Genomic DNA, 15031 nt, shown 5'->3' with positions numbered 1-15031 from the left:
GGGGAGAACTCCTCCCTACGCATAAATGACGAGGGTTTCCGTTCTCCCCCTTACCAACCCTAATTTCTGATGACTGAGAAGTAGAAATAAAGGAATCCCAATAGACCCCGAAGTTCGGTGGTTCTGTTTTGAGAGGCAGCTAGATCGCAGTTATCCCGCTAGAGAAAAGCGTTGGAGTCAATGTCCCATGAAAGACAATCCCGGAACGAAGAGGGTAAAAAAATTTTTTTAACATAAGTGGGAACGGCATGTTATAATGTCGAAGCCACTGACAAAAATGCTCTTGATTGTAGAGCGACGAGTCTTGCAAGATGCAAGAATACTTGAGTTCTCTCCATCGATCGAGTGGAGAATTTGAGGGAAGTCAAATTCCCTTCAATTCTGCTTGTCCCTGGAGGGGAAGCGGGATGCAGAAATCAGTAAAAGTGTTGGCAAAACAAAAAACCATGACTCAACAAGCGAACGTAAAAACCCAAGCTAATCTGAGTTTGGATGCGATTAAAGAAGCTCACGAGTTGTCTGAAAATCCGGATAAACTCCGGGAATATTACGACAAATGGGCAAACGCTTACGATACCGATGTCACCAACGAAAAGTATAGCGGCCCTGAATATATCGCTCATTACTTGATGAGTCTACACCAAAAACAGCAGCAAAAGGAACTCAAGGAAGACGATAAAAAGATTGAAATCCTCGATGCGGGGTGCGGAACCGGTTTAGTGGGTGAAGTGCTCAAACAGCTCGGATATCCCCACGTGGATGGGTTTGATATTTCCAACCAAATGGTCGAAAGGGCGGACAAAACCGGTGCATATCGCGCTCTGAAAGGCGAAATCGATATGAGCAAGAAAATCGACGCCTACAAGGATAACCAGTACGATGCGACGGTTTGCTGCGGTGTCTTTACCCACGGACACGTACCGCCCGCCGCTTTGTCAGAGCTGTTCCGGATTACCAAACCCGGTGGACTGGTGGTGGTGAGTACCCGGAAAAGCTATTACGAAAACACCGATTTTAAAGCGGTTTGCGATCGCGTTCAGCAAGAAGGGGAAGCCAAACTGGTTCACTCGGTAATGGAAGGTCCCTATATTGCAGAAGAAGGCGCGCATTACTGGGCCTTTGAAGTTTGCTAGACCCTTGTAAAGTAGAGTTTAGAAACCGGGTTTCTTCATCCAAAAATTGCCTGTTTAGCAATAACTTCGGGTCAGAAACCCGGTTTCTTGTCTGCTTTATCTAAAACGACCCCAACGCTGTAGCCTTTGGATCTGCTATTTTGCCCTCGGAGCATCTAATTCGATGTCGGTAATCCCCCTACAGTGCAAGGGGCGCGCAGGTTCACAACTCAGGAGTTTGCCCGCTTCCTTAAGGAAAAATCCCCTCGACAATTTCTCAAGAGAGTGCAAACATCTGTGTTACAGTGAAGGGGTAGAGCTCTATTGGAGCAATGAAAAGCTTACCCATCATCTCTTTATCAGAGTTGGCTCGAGATGTAGGCAACGATAAAGAGATAAAAAAATTGTACGATACCTGTGACGAGCATGGCTTCTTTTATTTAAAAGATCATGGGGTATCAAAGGAAACCCTCGATCGCGCGATCGCCGCATCTCGAAAATTTTTTGAGTTGCCAGAATCGGTCAAACTCCAGTATCACCAAGACAATCAAAAAGTCTATCCCAAAACCTCTCGGGGTTACAGTCCGTTATATGGGGAAGTCCTCAATCAAAATGACGGCAACGATCCCAAACAAATGTTCGACTTAGGGGTAGAAAAGCCCTTGTCGGACGAACCTTTTACCGGACCGAACGTACTCCCCGACGATAGTGTAGCGCCGGATTTTGCCCGCGCGCATTTCCAGCTACAACAAGAAATTCTCAACAAAGTTGTCCCCAAATTAATCAAGGGACTGGCTTTAGCGTTGGATTTAGACCCCCACTGGTTCGATAAATATTTCACCGATCCGGTGGTCATTCATCGAACGATTTACTACCCACCGGGTGTGGGAGGTGCGGGAAAACACACGGATACCGGCATCTTTACCGTGTTAATCCAAGAATACTTTCCCCATGCCTCTCTGCGAGTTTATACCAAAAACCAGTGGATCGAGGCACCCCCAGTAGAAGATGCCTTCGTCATTAACTTAGGGGATATGCTACAAATGTGGACGAATGGCTTATTTGTCAGTACCCCCCATGCAGTGATGCACGAATTGCCCACCACCCGCGTTTCAATTCCGCTGTTTGTATTTCCCAATATCGATACCACCATCGAACCGTTGGGGAATCCAGAAGCGGCAATTCAATCGAAAGACGTGATGCTGAAAAACTTTACCTCGATTTGGGAAACCAAGGAAGGTTCCGGGAGGGCAAAAGAACTGGTGTAATGGCGAGGAATTCAGCAAAAACAGCAAGCGCCAGAAAAATGCTTATGCCATTTTGAAGCGCCAGGAATAAATCCCGTTACTTTGACCGGATAAGTTAAAACTTTAACAAAATGGGTATATAGCACGTTTAATCGCTAATCCGCTATATACCCAATGGCTAATGCGCCATTTTCAAACGCCGATAAACGCCGAAAAGTGGCACCCAGCTAAAAACGTCTTCATTCATGTTCCCAGGAATAATAGCACAGGTGTCCCTCGCCTTCGATCGCCAGCGCCGCCAAATACGCCGGATGCGGGTGGATATCGCACAGAAACCAGCAAGACGCTAACTGGCGATCGCCGCGAATACGCAGCAGTTTGGCCGGCATTTCCGGACTCACGGAGACTTCCACCGCTTCCAATCCCGCCAACCCTTCCCCGGTGGCTTTCAAATAGGCTTCTTTGCGCGTCCAAGCGTGAAAAAATGCCGTTTGTTTCTCTTCCGGCGCAAGGGCGGCGATCGCCGCCACTTCCGGGGGAGTAAAAAACCGATTTGCCAGTTGTTCCGCATGGCGTAGGGGACGAAGATATTCCACATCAATGCCAATTGGGCGATCGCGCGTCACTGCATAAAGCGCCAACCCATTGGAATGAGAAACATTAAATTCAATAGCGCGATCGCCGGGATTTGCCAAACCAGGTTTGCCGCGATCGCGATACTCAAACGCGATTTTTTCGGCCTTGATGTTTAAATACCCACTTAAAATCGAGCGCAAAATGCCCCGCCCCACGATAAAATCATGGCGATCGCGATCGAAATAAAATCGCCGCGATCGCCCTTTCTCATCCGGCGAAAGCATTGCCCGAAATTGCTCGATTTCCCTTGCGCTTCGATGCAACTTTGCCCGCCAAACGTGAACCTCATTTGCAGATAATTCTCGGCGTTTTGGTGGAGGATTCCAATCGTTAAACTCCGGTTTCGACATTGCTTTCGCTTCTACTATCTCGGAAAAATTTGCCCATTTCAAATTAGCGATTTTGCCAAAGCGGGCGATGGAAATCCCGCCTCGGCTTTTCCCCATCCCCCGACGCAGACTATTTTTTTACATCTATTCCTGCGGACATAATATTACCCCTGTTTGGTGCTCGATTTTCAATTGCCCCCTAGGGTATTGGTTCAGTCACAGTTGTTTGACTTAAATCGCGATCGCTTGCGTGGTAGACTCGGGAACTTCCTGGCTGTCTGCATCGGAAATATAGTCGATAAACACATCCATTTTATCCATATTCACCGACCCAAAAATCGTGGCAAACGACACATCCGCCGCATCGCGCCCGGTCCCGATGCGGACGATGCCATTTTGCGGCGCTAAGCGCGTCGGATCGAACAAATACCAGCGATCGCCTAAATACGCCTCAAAACAAGCGTGAAAATCGGGCGGTTCCAATCCATATGCATATCCGGCCACAAACCGCGCCGGAATATTCATCGCGCGGCAAAAAGCAATTCCTAAATGAGCAAAATCCCGACAAACCCCGATCCGTTCCGTTGCCGTATCGAACGCCGAAGTATGGGGATTGCTGGTACCGTACTGATATTTTACCTTATCGAAAATCCAATTGCAAATCCCCGTCACTCTAGAATAGCCCGGTTCTAAACTGCCAAATTCCGATTCCGCCAAGCGACTCAAGCGATCGGACTGACAATAGCGACTTGGGTAAAGATAATGCAGGGTTTCCACGGGCAATTGCGCCGGTTGCACTTCCGCAATCTCATTCGGATCGGCATAGAAATGACACATATCTACCGTCGCCTGATAGGAAAGCTCTAACCGTTTTCCGGCGGGAACGTTTACCCGAAAATACCGATTTTCTACAATCGGAGTATCGTAATCGTCAATTGTTAACTTCTCCGGATTGATATCGAGGGTTTCTTGCAGGATTTTTTGATGTTCCGTATCGACAATTCTGAGATTAAACACAAAGGTACTCAGAGACTCAATGCTGTAATTCAGTTGACATCCGAGTTTGTATTTCATCGCTACACCTTATCTTAATCTGACCCGAATTTGGCGGCAATTCTCCATTGCTGCAACTTCCGTCAGGGTGGACAGTTCATCCTTATCATAACCCCGCCAGAGGAATTGTGCGTTTTGATGCCATTTTGCCTCGACCTTCCCCCCCTTCTTCCATCCCGCCTGCGGCGCAGAAGTGCCCTTACTGAAACAATTTCAAGCACTCCGGTTTCAATACTCCTTTCGCAACCGAAATGGTTCTAAAACTTTGGGCAATGATGGCTTCACAGGGTAAGTCAATTTGGGAAACCCCCGCCTCGATTAAGTCGCGAATCGAGACGCCACAGATAATTTCAGAAATTCCCGCCCAAATACAGGCGGTGGCGCACATCGGACAAGGTTCGGCGGTAGAATACAACACATACCCCGCCAGGGAAGGCGTATCCAGTTGATGGGTTAACTGGCGAATCGCATTGATTTCTGCATGAGCAGATGGATCCTTGTCTCGACGAACGGTGTTATGTGCTTTGGCGACAATGCGATTATCTTTTGCGATCGCCGCGCCATAGGGACTATCCCCTTTTTTCGCTTCTTCTAGAGCAATTCTCATCATCTCTTCTGGATTCATAGCACGGATTTTCCTCCTGGTTCTGATAATGATTTGTTATTATAGTCTAACTGGTCGCCTATTGACTCTAACGCTTAAAATGGTAAATCTCATTAAAGAATATTGTTCCAAAAGCTAAACGATTTGGCTGCCAATTTTATTGACTTCGATCGCCTAGCCGTTACTGTGGGAAATCCTGGGCGTCACGGCGTTTGCTGTTACCACACCGACGCCCTTGGCTCACAACAATTCCGGGGATGAACTTCCCTTTAGTTATTCCTTGATTTTGCAAAGAGTTTCGGAAGTGACGGGATGGCCGATTTATAGTTTTCAAATCGTGGAGTTTGAAAAGCAGGCGTATAGCTGCAACGGCAGATTTCTGCCCACCTTTCCCGATCGCATCATCTGGCACTTTAGTGGTAGCATCACCTGTAGGGTGGGCAACTCGTTGCCTACCCTAGCCGTGGGTTAGGTGCGAAATTCCCGATATTAATAGCAATGGCACGTTAGTGGGAGATTCTCGGTAAGGGGGGCGAGGGAATGAGCGGGTGAGTGGTGGCGATCGCGCGGGTTACTCGATGTCATCCGGTTCGATGCCCAGCGATCGCAGTCGTTGTGCCAAGCGATCGGCGCGCTGACGTTCGGTTTCGGCGCGCTGACGTTCGGTTTCGGCGCGCTGACGTTCGGTTTCGGCGCGCTGGCGTTCGGTTTCGGCGCGGGATTCTGCCTCTTGCAACCGTTGCGAGACTTGCAGATAGGTGGCAAAGGGTTCGCCGTTGGGGCGATAGATTTGCAAGTCTTCCTCCGTGAGAGAGAAGCGAATTCCCAAACGGGGGCTAACCCAATGGGCGATGGGTTCGATGACTTCTAATCGATCGTGCGATCGCAACCATCCACTCAAATCGTTTTTCTGCGGGTCGTACAAGTAATATTCCTCGACGCCATAGCGATCGTAGAACATCTGTTTTTTATTCATTTCCGTCAGGCTATTCCCGGGAGAGAGGATTTCAAATACTACCTGCGGCGCGATATTGTTTTCTTTCCACTGTTGATAAGATCCGCGATCGTCTTTGGGTCTGCCAAATACCACCATCACATCCGGCGCTTGACGAGTTTTGTTATCCCCTTCTACCGGATACCACAACAGGTCTCCGGCGACAAATACGTTCGGATTGTTGGCAAACAGCCATTCTAGATTATATTGGATTACCGTTATCCAGCGAAACTGCTTGGTATTTTCGGACATGGGATTCCCGTCATCTTCTGGGTAAATGACCTCTGGGTGATTCGCAGATTCCAGTTTAGAAACCATAACTGTTTCCTCCGTTCGGAAGGGGTTAGATCTAATATAGCAGGCTTTCTGGCGGTTGTGGGGGAATGTTGCGAGATGGAGATTCTCAGGATTCGCCAATGAATGCCATGTGCCTAGAGGCGAGCGAGGTGTTAGGGAATTTTGTATATTTACGAAATAATATATCGATTTTGCGCCAAAAAAAGGCTCTCTAGAAATAGAGAGCCGTTGTGAGTTGTATGGATTAAGGCAGGACTTTGCCTAAGTTTTATACAGTTTAAAGAGCCTTAGCTTTGGCGACCACGTTATCCACGGTATAGCCAAAGTTTTTCAGGGCCACGCCACCGGGAGAAGAGACGCCGAAGCGATCGACGCTGATGGTCGAACCTTCCGTACCCACATAACGGCACCAGCCAAAGCTAGAACCGGCTTCTACTGCCAAGCGCTTGGTAACGGCTTTGGGCAGAACGGATTCGCGATAGGCTTCATCTTGCTCCTCGAACAGTTCCCAAGAGGGCATCGAGACCACGCGGACTTTCTTGCCTTCGCCGCGCAGTGTTTCCGCCGCATCCACGCACAGATGCAATTCACCGCCGGTCCCGATCAAGATGATATCGGGAGTTCCGTCGCTGTCGGAGAGGATGTAAGCGCCTTTAGCAACCCCTTCGAGAGAAGTGCCGGCCAGATTGGGCAGACCTTGACGCGACAGGGCCAGCAGAGAGGGGTAGGGGCGATCGCCACCCACTGCTTTTGCTTTTTCGATCGCCACTTTGTAAGCGCCAGAGGTTTCGTTCCCATCGGCGGGACGCAGGACGATCAAATCGGGAATGGCACGTAGAGAGGGGATATGCTCGATGGGTTGGTGAGTCGGACCATCTTCACCCAAGGCGATCGAGTCGTGAGTCATCACCCAGATGACACCGGCTTGAGCCAGGGCCGAAAGGCGAATGGCACCGCGCATGTAGTCGGTAAACACCAAGAAGGTGGCACCGTAGGGAATCAAACCAGAACCATGCAGGGCGATACCGTTGCAGATTGCGCCCATGCCATGTTCGCGCACGCCGAAACGCAGGTTGCGATTTTCGTAGGCACCTTTTTGGAAATCCTTGGAAGATTTCAGCAAGGTTTTGTTAGAAGGAGCCAAGTCTGCAGAACCGCCGATCAATTCCGGAAGCACCCCAGCGATCGCGTTGAGGGTGGCACCGGATTGGTTGCGGGTCGCATCTTTTTTATCTTCCGGGGTGTAGGTGGGCAGAGATTTGTCCCATCCTTCCGGAAGCTTGCCACTGAGCATCCGTTCTAACACGGCGGCTTCTTCAGCGTACTCGGTTTTGTAGCGAGTCCAGAGTTGCTGCCACTGCGCTTCATATTTCGCACCGCGATCCACCGCTTGACGGAAATGATTCAGGGCTTCTTCGGGCACTTCAAACGGGGGATATTCCCAACCCAAGTGGTCGCGAGTGGCTTGTACTTCATCCGCACCGAGAGCCGCACCATGAACCCCGTGGGTGTTTGCCTTGTTGGGGGATCCGAAACCGATAGTGGTGGTGACTTTAATTAAAGACGGCTTGTCTGTGACTTGTTTGGCTTGTTCGATCGCCTTATGGATGCTGTCGAGGTCTTGGTTGCCTTCTTTGACTTCCAACACATGCCAGCCGTAGGCTTCAAAGCGCTTACCCACATCTTCAGTAAAGGCGAGATCCGTAGAACCGTCGATCGAGATGTGGTTGTCATCGTACAGGGCGATCAGCTTGCCCAGGCCCAGGTGTCCGGCGAGGGAGCAAGCTTCCCCAGAAACCCCTTCCATGTTGCACCCATCGCCGAGAATCACGTAGGTGTAATGGTCTACAATATTGAGATCCGGCTTATTGAATTGAGCCGCCATATGAGCTTCTGCCATTGCCAAACCCACAGCGTTAGCAATGCCTTGACCCAACGGACCGGTGGTGACTTCTACCCCTTCCGTTTGGAAGTTTTCCGGGTGTCCGGGGGTTTTCGACTCCCACTGACGGAACTGCTTGAGGTCTTCAATGGTCACGTTTTCGTAGCCCGTCAGATAAAGCAGGCCATATTGCAACATGCAGCCGTGACCGGCAGAAAGGACGAAGCGATCGCGGTTAAACCATTTGGGGTTTTTCGGGTTGTACCGCATGAACCGGTCCCAGAGGACAAACGCCATTGGCGCTGCACCCATTGGCAGTCCGGGGTGACCGGAGTTAGCTTTTTCTACCGCGTCAATAGCCAGAAAGCGAATGCTATTGATGCACAGTTCTTCGAGGGATTGTTTGCTCGGAGCAGTTACGGCCATAGTGTCTTTTCTTTAATGATGGTCTTTTTCTTGCGAGGGCGTGAGGATCGAGATTAAACGACTCGCGATCGCCCCTTATCTCATTGGATAATCCCATGATTCCATTACCGGGATCTCTGAGCAAGGGGATGCGGCGGATCAAACCGAAAAAATGAAGGATGAAGTTTGAAGGCATGAAGTCGGTTTTTTTGAAATCCGATCCTCCGGTTGTGGCTTCATACTTGCGACTTCATCCTTCAGATGTCGCGGATTAGGCGTACTTTTTAAAGGCTAAGGTGACGTTATGTCCCCCAAAACCAAAGGAATTGGACAGGGCCACCTCCACCGTTTTGGCGCGACTTTCATGGGGAACGTAATCTAAGTCACACTCCGGATCCGGATTGGTCAAATTAATCGTTGGCGGCACGCGATCGGAGGCGATCGCCATTACCGTGGCCACCGCTTCAATTCCACCCGAACCACCCAGCAGATGTCCGGTCATCGACTTTGTAGAGCTGATCGCCACGTTTGAAGCATTCTCTCCCAAAGCTTTTTTAATTGCTGTGGTTTCCGTCTTGTCGTTGGCTGGCGTGCTCGTACCGTGAGCGTTGATGTAGCTCACCTGTTCCGGGGTGATGGCACCATCTTTCATCGCCAGCTCGATCGCCCGGGTGGCTCCTTCGCCCCCCGGAACCGGCGAGGTGATGTGATAGGCATCGCAGGTCATGCCATAGCCGACAATTTCGGCATAGATTTTCGCCCCACGCGCGCGGGCGTGTTCCAGTTCTTCGAGCAGCAAAATGCCCGCCCCTTCACCCATCACGAAGCCATCGCGATCGCGATCGAAGGGCCGGCAGGCACGATCCGGATCGTCATTGCGGGTAGACAGCGCTCTTGCCGAAGCAAAACCCGCCACCGACAGGGGCGTAACTGCCGCTTCGGTGCCGCCGCAGATGGTGGCTTGCGCGTAGCCATTCTGAATCAGGCGAAAGGCATCCCCCACCGCATTGGATCCCGCCGCACAAGCCGTTACCGGACAGGTATTTGGACCTTTTGCACCGATATGAATTGCCGTCAGACCCGCCGCCATATTGGCGATCATCATCGGCACCATAAAGGGACTGCATCGGTCCGGACCGCGATTGAGGTAGATCGTTTGCTGATCTTCCATCACCTTGATGCCACCGATGCCCGTACCAATGATGACCCCCACCTGCTCTGCGTTCAGGTCATTAATCTCGAAACCGGCGTCTGCGATCGCTTGCTTGCTTGCGGCGATCGCAAACTGTGCAAATCGATCCATCCGCTTGGCTTCTTTGCGCTCCATATACTCGTGCGGGTCAAATCCCTTTACCTCACCCGCAATGCGGCAGGCATGACGGGACGGATCGAACAAGGTAATCGGGCCGATGCCATTGCGCCCGCTCAACAACCCCTGCCAATAATCCTCCAGGGTATTGCCAATCGGCGTAATCGCACCCAAACCCGTCACCACAACTCGTTTTCGTTGAACGTTGCTCATAATTGCTGTTTCTCTCGCTTCCACACCAAAAACGCAGAACACAGGTGAAAGCTGGCTGCTTTATGCTTTGGCTGCCACTTGGCTGTTGATGTAGTCCACTGCTTGTTGCACGGTGGTGATGTTTTCTGCCGCTTCGTCGGGAATTTCAATATCAAACTCTTCTTCCAATGCCATCACTAGCTCCACCGTATCCAGGGAATCAGCCCCCAAATCGTCGGCAAAACTCGCTTCTGGCTTGACTTGCTCGGCTTCTACTTCTAATTGATCCGATACGATGTTCTTGACCTTCTCAAAAATTTCGTCTTGACTCATCTCTAACTGTGTCCTCTTTGAATGCAGCAGCTCAAATGAACTTGGGGCATCGGGTCGGTCTGGTCTGACTGACGTTTTTTCCCTTGCTTTTTTTGGCCTTTTGTGGCCCTTCACCGTTTCTTCATCTGAATCGGCCCAAGCCATTTTTTTATCTTATCCGATCGATGCCAAACATTCTGCGATCGCTTTGGGGTTTTATTCTCTTCTTCACCCAAAAATTTTTTCCCCTCGCCCCTCATCCCAGTTCTCCATGCGCGATCGCAGATTCTCAATAGTCTACCACGAAGCCAATCCTTAAGGGAGTCTAAAAAAGTGCCCCCCACAAGAAGCTGAAGCGCCATGATAATAAAAACAGGAGTGATGCAGGCAACACCCCCTGCTTCACCCCCTTTCCTACTGAGAATCAAGCCACTACCATGCCATCTGACACCCTGAAATACGCTTATTTCCCCGGTTGCGTCGCTCAAGGAGCCTGCCGCGAACTCTATCAATCTACCGCTGTTTTAACTCAAGCCCTCGGCATCGAACTGATCGAACTGAAAAAAGCCTCCTGCTGCGGTTCGGGCACCTTTAAAGAAGATTCCCGCCTCCTGGAAGATACGGTTAATGCCCGCAATATCGCCCTCGCCGAACAACTTAAACTCCCGCTACTCACCCACTGCAGCACCTGTCAAGGAGTCATCGGGCATGTGGACGAACGTCTCAAGGAGTTTCGAGACACTGACCCCGCCTATCTCGATCGCGTCAATGGGTTGCTGCAACAGCAAAGCTGCTCTCCCTACCAAGGCTCCACGGAGGTCAAACATCTCCTCTGGGCATTAGTCTGCGATTTTGGGTTGGAACAATTACAACAGCGCGTCACGCGCAAATTAAGCGGTCTCAAATGCGCCGCTTTCTATGGCTGCTATCTGCTGCGCGCCCAAAAATCCCTTCCTTATGATGACCCCTACCAACCTGAATCGATGGAAAATGTGTTTCGGGCGGTGGGGGCTACGCCGGTTTATTACTCCGGGCGCACCCAATGCTGTGGCTGGCCCCTTTCCAGTTATGCCACGGAGCAATCGTTTAAAATGGCCGGCACCCACTTAATTGATGCGATCGCTGCCGGTGCTGATTGTATGGTCACGCCCTGCCCCCTGTGCCACCTCAATCTAGACTCCCGTCAACCGGAAGTCGCTAAAGTGGTGGGGCAAAAATTGGATCTGCCGGTGCTGCATCTGCCCCAGTTGATTGCCCTGGCCCTCGGCGTGGAACCTAAAGCCCTAGGGTTGGATCGTCACGTGGTCTCTACTCAACCGGTTTTGCAAAAGTTGGCCGCGCTTTAAATTATCCCCCAATGGAGGGTAAAGGGTTCACCGATCCGGAATCGGGCGCTCGGCGTGGGCGGATGAAAGCCTGAAAAATCGGGACTTGTGGTTGCCCGCGCTTTCATATTGGATCCATGAGGGAAGAGGCGATCGCCCTTTTGTTCGACCTCTCCCTCAGCCCCCCTACCCCCCGCAAGTCTATGCAAAATATTACGAACTTTTAAGTTATTGCCGCTTTTATTAGAGGAATGCAAAGGACTAAGATAAACTAAGCCAAGATTTATGTTGCTTTAAAGGCCCCTCGGGTGCCCTCGAAGCAACAGATACCAGATCCTAAAAGCTGTTGAGAACACGTTTGGAGCCTTTATTCCATGTCTCATTCTGTAAAAATCTATGACACCTGCATTGGCTGCACCCAGTGCGTGCGCGCGTGCCCTCTAGACGTTCTAGAGATGGTGCCTTGGGATGGCTGCAAAGCTAGTCAGATCGCCTCTTCTCCCCGTACCGAAGACTGCGTAGGGTGCAAGCGCTGTGAAACCGCTTGTCCTACTGACTTCCTGAGCATTCGCGTCTATCTCGGCGCAGAAACGACTCGCAGTATGGGTCTGGCGTACTAACAGCCTCGGGCAGATTTTTGGTGGGCATCGATTCTGCTGTCAGAATGGGTGCGATTTTTCCACCTCACTGATGCAAGATAATCGAGGGAGCAACGGCTCCCTCTTTTTTTTGCGATCGCCCCCCCACCCCGAAAGTTGTCGTTTCCGGAATGGATTGCCTACAGTGGGAAGACAATACCAACTCGCTGGAGTCTCGATTTTTCTCTCCCAAAATTGGGAGCCAAAATCGCGATCGAGAGCGCAGAAGGTTTATCGGTGTTGGAAAATCTAAAAAAAATTTTACTATTATAGCATAACCGACACCAAAAACACATAATTTTATCCACAATAGTGTTTCGAGAGGAGTGAATAGGTCAGATGTGTGGAATCGTCGGCTATATCGGCACTCAAGCAGCGAAAGATGTATTGCTTGCTGGATTAGAAAAGTTAGAATATCGGGGATACGATTCGGCAGGTGTGGCAACAATTTGGGACGGCAATTTGAATTGCGTGCGCGCTAAAGGCAAATTGCACCAGTTGCGAGAGAAATTAGAAGGGTTGGACAATCCCGCGCAAATCGGGATCGGACATACGCGCTGGGCCACCCACGGCAAACCGGAAGAGTATAATGCCCATCCCCACTTGGATATGCACGACAAGGTGGCGGTGGTGCAAAATGGGATTATTGAAAATTATCGCGAATTGCGCGAGGAACTCAAACAACGCGGGCACGAGTTTCGATCCGATACGGATACGGAGGTGATTCCCCATTTAATTGCCGAGTCCCTGGGCGCACCGATGGTGGAAGCAGAAGGTTATGTGCCTTTGATATCGCCGTTTTTTGAGGCGGTCCGCCAAACGGTGAATCAGTTGTCAGGAGCATTTGCGATCGCCGTAGTTTCGGCAGAATATCCCGATGAGTTGATTGTAGCCCGCCAGCAAGCTCCTTTGGTGATTGGATTCGGTCAAGGAGAGTTTTTCTGCGCCTCGGATACCCCGGCGATCGTCTCTCATACCCGCGCCGTGTTGCCCCTGGAGAATGGCGAAATCGCCCGCCTGACGCCATTGGGTGTGGAGGTTTATAATTTTGCCGGCGATCGCCTCAAGAAAACCCCGAGAGTGTTGAATTTAAACCCGGTGTTGGTGGAAAAACAAGGTTTCCGCCACTTTATGCTCAAAGAAATTTACGAGCAACCGGCAGTGGTGCGAACCTGTCTGGATGCCTATTTCAATCGAGAGTGGCAACCGGGGGATACGAAACTCGCACCGGTGAACCTGGGCATCCCCCCGGAATTATACGCGGATCTCGAACAGATTGAAATTATCGCTTGTGGCACCAGTTGGCACGCCGGCTTGGTAGGTAAATACTTGCTCGAACAATTGGGCGGGATTCCGACTACGGTACAGTATGCCTCGGAATATCGCTATGCACCCTCCCCCCTGCGCCCCCGTACCCTGGCGATCGGTATCAGTCAGTCTGGGGAAACAGCCGATACTCTCGCCGCTTTGGGTACGGAACAGCAGCGCCGCAGCGGTCTGGGCGACGCCTATCAGGCGCGTTTGTTAGGGATTACCAATCGTCCCGAGTCTTCTTTGGGACATTTAGTCCCGCACATTATCAATACCCATGCGGGTATTGAGATTGGGGTGGCGGCAACCAAGACTTTTGTGGCTCAGTTGATGGCGTTTTATGGGTTGGCCCTGGATTTGGCCTATCGGCGCAAAAGTCAACCGGAAGGGAGAATTGAGGAGGTTTTGGCCGGGTTGCGACAACTTCCAGCACAAATCGAACAGGTGTTGGGGTCCCAAGAGGCGCAGATTGAAGAGTTGGCTCACGAGTTTGCCGAGACTCAGGATTTTATTTTTATCGGACGCGGAATTAATTTTCCGATCGCGTTAGAAGGGGCGCTGAAACTGAAAGAAATTAGTTATATTCACGCCGAGGGATATCCCGCCGGGGAGATGAAACACGGCCCGATCGCCCTGTTGGATGCGAAAGTGCCTGTGGTGGCGATCGCTATGCCCGGATTGGTCTATGAAAAGGTGATTTCTAACGCCCAGGAAGCGAAAGCTCGAGATGCTCGCTTGATTGGCGTTACCCCGCACAATGGTGCTGAGGCAATGGATATTTTTGACGATCTGCTCCCGGTACCAGTGGTGGATGAGTTGTTGTCCCCGATTCTGTCTGTGGTTCCCTTGCAGTTGTTAGCTTATCACATTGCCGCACGGCGCGGCTTGGATGTGGATCAACCCCGGAATTTGGCTAAGTCGGTAACGGTGGAATAATTAGGGGCGATCGGCTCCACCCCAACCCTGGATCTGGGTATTGCACCCCATCACTTCTCCCGAATCGCAGGGCGCACCCGCTGCGCCCTTTTTTCTGGCCGCATGGGCGTTTCCCCAGAAGCACTTCCCATCCATCGGTAAAAGGGCACAAGTCGGAAATCCCCCCAGCAACCCACATCAATCGGTCACGGTCGCTTGAACCCCTACCGTGCTATAACGCTACATAAGTGCTGCCAATCCGTCAGGTTCCCCCCGCTACAGATGAGGCTTGACATTTTAATTCCCATCAGCTAACCTATCTTATTAGATTGAGGGGCTAAACCGTTGAGTCAGCCGTGGACTGTATCCCAGTCCATCTCGAGGAGCCTCAGTTTTGTCAGGAACCCCATCCCTAAAGGGAGGGGCTTGGTAAGACTTTATTTTCCCAAGCTCACCTGACCAGAAGACCA

General features: G+C 50.9%; 13 protein-coding genes. 6 read left to right on the top strand and 7 right to left on the bottom strand.

Going from position 1 to position 15031, the window contains the following annotated elements:
- Positions 1–407 precede the first annotated feature (407 nt).
- Together AC0QH1_RS16150 and AC0QH1_RS16145 are read left to right on the top strand one after the other, a co-directional pair.
- Positions 408–1133 (top strand): class I SAM-dependent DNA methyltransferase, encoded by a 726-nt coding sequence (locus AC0QH1_RS16150; protein WP_324632237.1) that lies wholly within the window; start codon positions 408–410, stop codon positions 1131–1133.
- Between the two features lie 311 nt (positions 1134–1444).
- Positions 1445–2380 carry an isopenicillin N synthase family dioxygenase gene (locus AC0QH1_RS16145; RefSeq protein ID WP_324632236.1) on the top strand — a complete coding sequence of 312 codons (936 nt, stop codon included), beginning with the start codon at positions 1445–1447 and terminating at the stop codon, positions 2378–2380.
- A 218-nt stretch (positions 2381–2598) separates the two neighbouring features.
- Here the strand turns inward: AC0QH1_RS16145 and AC0QH1_RS16140 are convergent, their stop codons facing one another.
- From AC0QH1_RS16140 to AC0QH1_RS16130, 3 genes are all read right to left on the bottom strand, one after another.
- On the bottom strand, positions 2599–3441 hold the full coding sequence (locus tag AC0QH1_RS16140) for a 4'-phosphopantetheinyl transferase family protein (RefSeq protein WP_324632235.1): 843 nt from the start codon (positions 3439–3441) through the stop codon (positions 2599–2601).
- A gap of 114 nt (positions 3442–3555) precedes the next feature.
- Positions 3556–4398 (bottom strand): transglutaminase-like domain-containing protein, encoded by an 843-nt coding sequence (locus AC0QH1_RS16135; protein WP_324632234.1) that lies wholly within the window; start codon positions 4396–4398, stop codon positions 3556–3558.
- A 178-nt stretch (positions 4399–4576) separates the two neighbouring features.
- Positions 4577–5002, bottom strand: coding sequence for a nucleoside deaminase (locus AC0QH1_RS16130; RefSeq protein WP_324632233.1), 426 nt, complete (start codon positions 5000–5002; stop codon positions 4577–4579).
- Positions 5003–5216: 214 nt separating this feature from the next.
- Here AC0QH1_RS16130 and AC0QH1_RS16125 point away from each other — a divergent pair, with 214 nt between their 5' ends.
- Entirely contained in the window at positions 5217–5453 is a 237-nt protein-coding gene (locus AC0QH1_RS16125; protein WP_324632232.1) for a hypothetical protein, read from the top strand.
- Between the two features lie 99 nt (positions 5454–5552).
- Here the strand turns inward: AC0QH1_RS16125 and AC0QH1_RS16120 are convergent, their stop codons facing one another.
- The 4 genes from AC0QH1_RS16120 to acpP form a co-directional block, all read right to left on the bottom strand.
- Positions 5553–6293, bottom strand: coding sequence for a Uma2 family endonuclease (locus AC0QH1_RS16120; protein WP_324632231.1), 741 nt, complete (start codon positions 6291–6293; stop codon positions 5553–5555).
- Between the two features lie 256 nt (positions 6294–6549).
- Positions 6550–8580 carry a transketolase gene (tkt, locus tag AC0QH1_RS16115; protein ID WP_324632230.1) on the bottom strand — a complete coding sequence of 677 codons (2031 nt, stop codon included), beginning with the start codon at positions 8578–8580 and terminating at the stop codon, positions 6550–6552.
- Between the two features lie 250 nt (positions 8581–8830).
- Positions 8831–10081: a beta-ketoacyl-ACP synthase II gene (gene fabF, locus AC0QH1_RS16110; protein ID WP_324632229.1), complete on the bottom strand. Its 1251-nt coding sequence runs from the start codon at positions 10079–10081 to the stop codon at positions 8831–8833.
- 60 nt (positions 10082–10141) lie between these two features.
- A complete protein-coding gene (gene acpP / locus AC0QH1_RS16105; protein ID WP_324632228.1) occupies positions 10142–10393 on the bottom strand; it encodes an acyl carrier protein in 252 nt (83 codons plus the stop codon).
- Positions 10394–10809: 416 nt separating this feature from the next.
- Here acpP and AC0QH1_RS16100 point away from each other — a divergent pair, with 416 nt between their 5' ends.
- The 3 genes from AC0QH1_RS16100 to glmS all read left to right on the top strand — a co-directional run bounded on the left by AC0QH1_RS16100 (position 10810) and on the right by glmS (position 14582).
- Positions 10810–11718 (top strand): CoB--CoM heterodisulfide reductase iron-sulfur subunit B family protein, encoded by a 909-nt coding sequence (locus AC0QH1_RS16100; RefSeq protein ID WP_324632227.1) that lies wholly within the window; start codon positions 10810–10812, stop codon positions 11716–11718.
- Positions 11719–12071: 353 nt separating this feature from the next.
- Positions 12072–12317, top strand: a complete 246-nt coding sequence (gene psaC, locus AC0QH1_RS16095) for a photosystem I iron-sulfur center protein PsaC (protein ID WP_204106816.1) — start codon at positions 12072–12074, stop codon at positions 12315–12317.
- A 357-nt stretch (positions 12318–12674) separates the two neighbouring features.
- Complete coding sequence (gene glmS, locus AC0QH1_RS16090) at positions 12675–14582, top strand: glutamine--fructose-6-phosphate transaminase (isomerizing) (protein ID WP_324632226.1); 1908 nt, start codon at positions 12675–12677, stop codon at positions 14580–14582.
- Positions 14583–15031: the final 449 nt, after the last annotated feature.

The sequence above is a fragment of the Phormidium sp. CCY1219 genome (assembly GCF_055795085.1).
This window is presented reverse-complemented; position numbering and strand designations above follow the sequence as displayed.

What these genes read in the sequence shown, in the direction of transcription:
- AC0QH1_RS16150 (WP_324632237.1), top strand. Translation starts at nt 408, where the DNA reads ATGCAGAAATCAGTAAAAGTGTTGGCAAAACAAAAAACCATGACTCAA.
- AC0QH1_RS16145 (WP_324632236.1), top strand. Translation starts at nt 1,445, where the DNA reads ATGAAAAGCTTACCCATCATCTCTTTATCAGAGTTGGCTCGAGATGTA.
- AC0QH1_RS16140 (WP_324632235.1), bottom strand. Translation starts at nt 3,441, where the DNA reads ATGGGGAAAAGCCGAGGCGGGATTTCCATCGCCCGCTTTGGCAAAATC.
- AC0QH1_RS16135 (WP_324632234.1), bottom strand. Translation starts at nt 4,398, where the DNA reads ATGAAATACAAACTCGGATGTCAACTGAATTACAGCATTGAGTCTCTG.
- AC0QH1_RS16130 (WP_324632233.1), bottom strand. Translation starts at nt 5,002, where the DNA reads ATGAATCCAGAAGAGATGATGAGAATTGCTCTAGAAGAAGCGAAAAAA.
- AC0QH1_RS16120 (WP_324632231.1), bottom strand. Translation starts at nt 6,293, where the DNA reads ATGGTTTCTAAACTGGAATCTGCGAATCACCCAGAGGTCATTTACCCA.
- tkt (WP_324632230.1), bottom strand. Translation starts at nt 8,580, where the DNA reads ATGGCCGTAACTGCTCCGAGCAAACAATCCCTCGAAGAACTGTGCATC.
- fabF (WP_324632229.1), bottom strand. Translation starts at nt 10,081, where the DNA reads ATGAGCAACGTTCAACGAAAACGAGTTGTGGTGACGGGTTTGGGTGCG.
- acpP (WP_324632228.1), bottom strand. Translation starts at nt 10,393, where the DNA reads ATGAGTCAAGACGAAATTTTTGAGAAGGTCAAGAACATCGTATCGGAT.
- AC0QH1_RS16100 (WP_324632227.1), top strand. Translation starts at nt 10,810, where the DNA reads ATGCCATCTGACACCCTGAAATACGCTTATTTCCCCGGTTGCGTCGCT.
- psaC (WP_204106816.1), top strand. Translation starts at nt 12,072, where the DNA reads ATGTCTCATTCTGTAAAAATCTATGACACCTGCATTGGCTGCACCCAG.
- glmS (WP_324632226.1), top strand. Translation starts at nt 12,675, where the DNA reads ATGTGTGGAATCGTCGGCTATATCGGCACTCAAGCAGCGAAAGATGTA.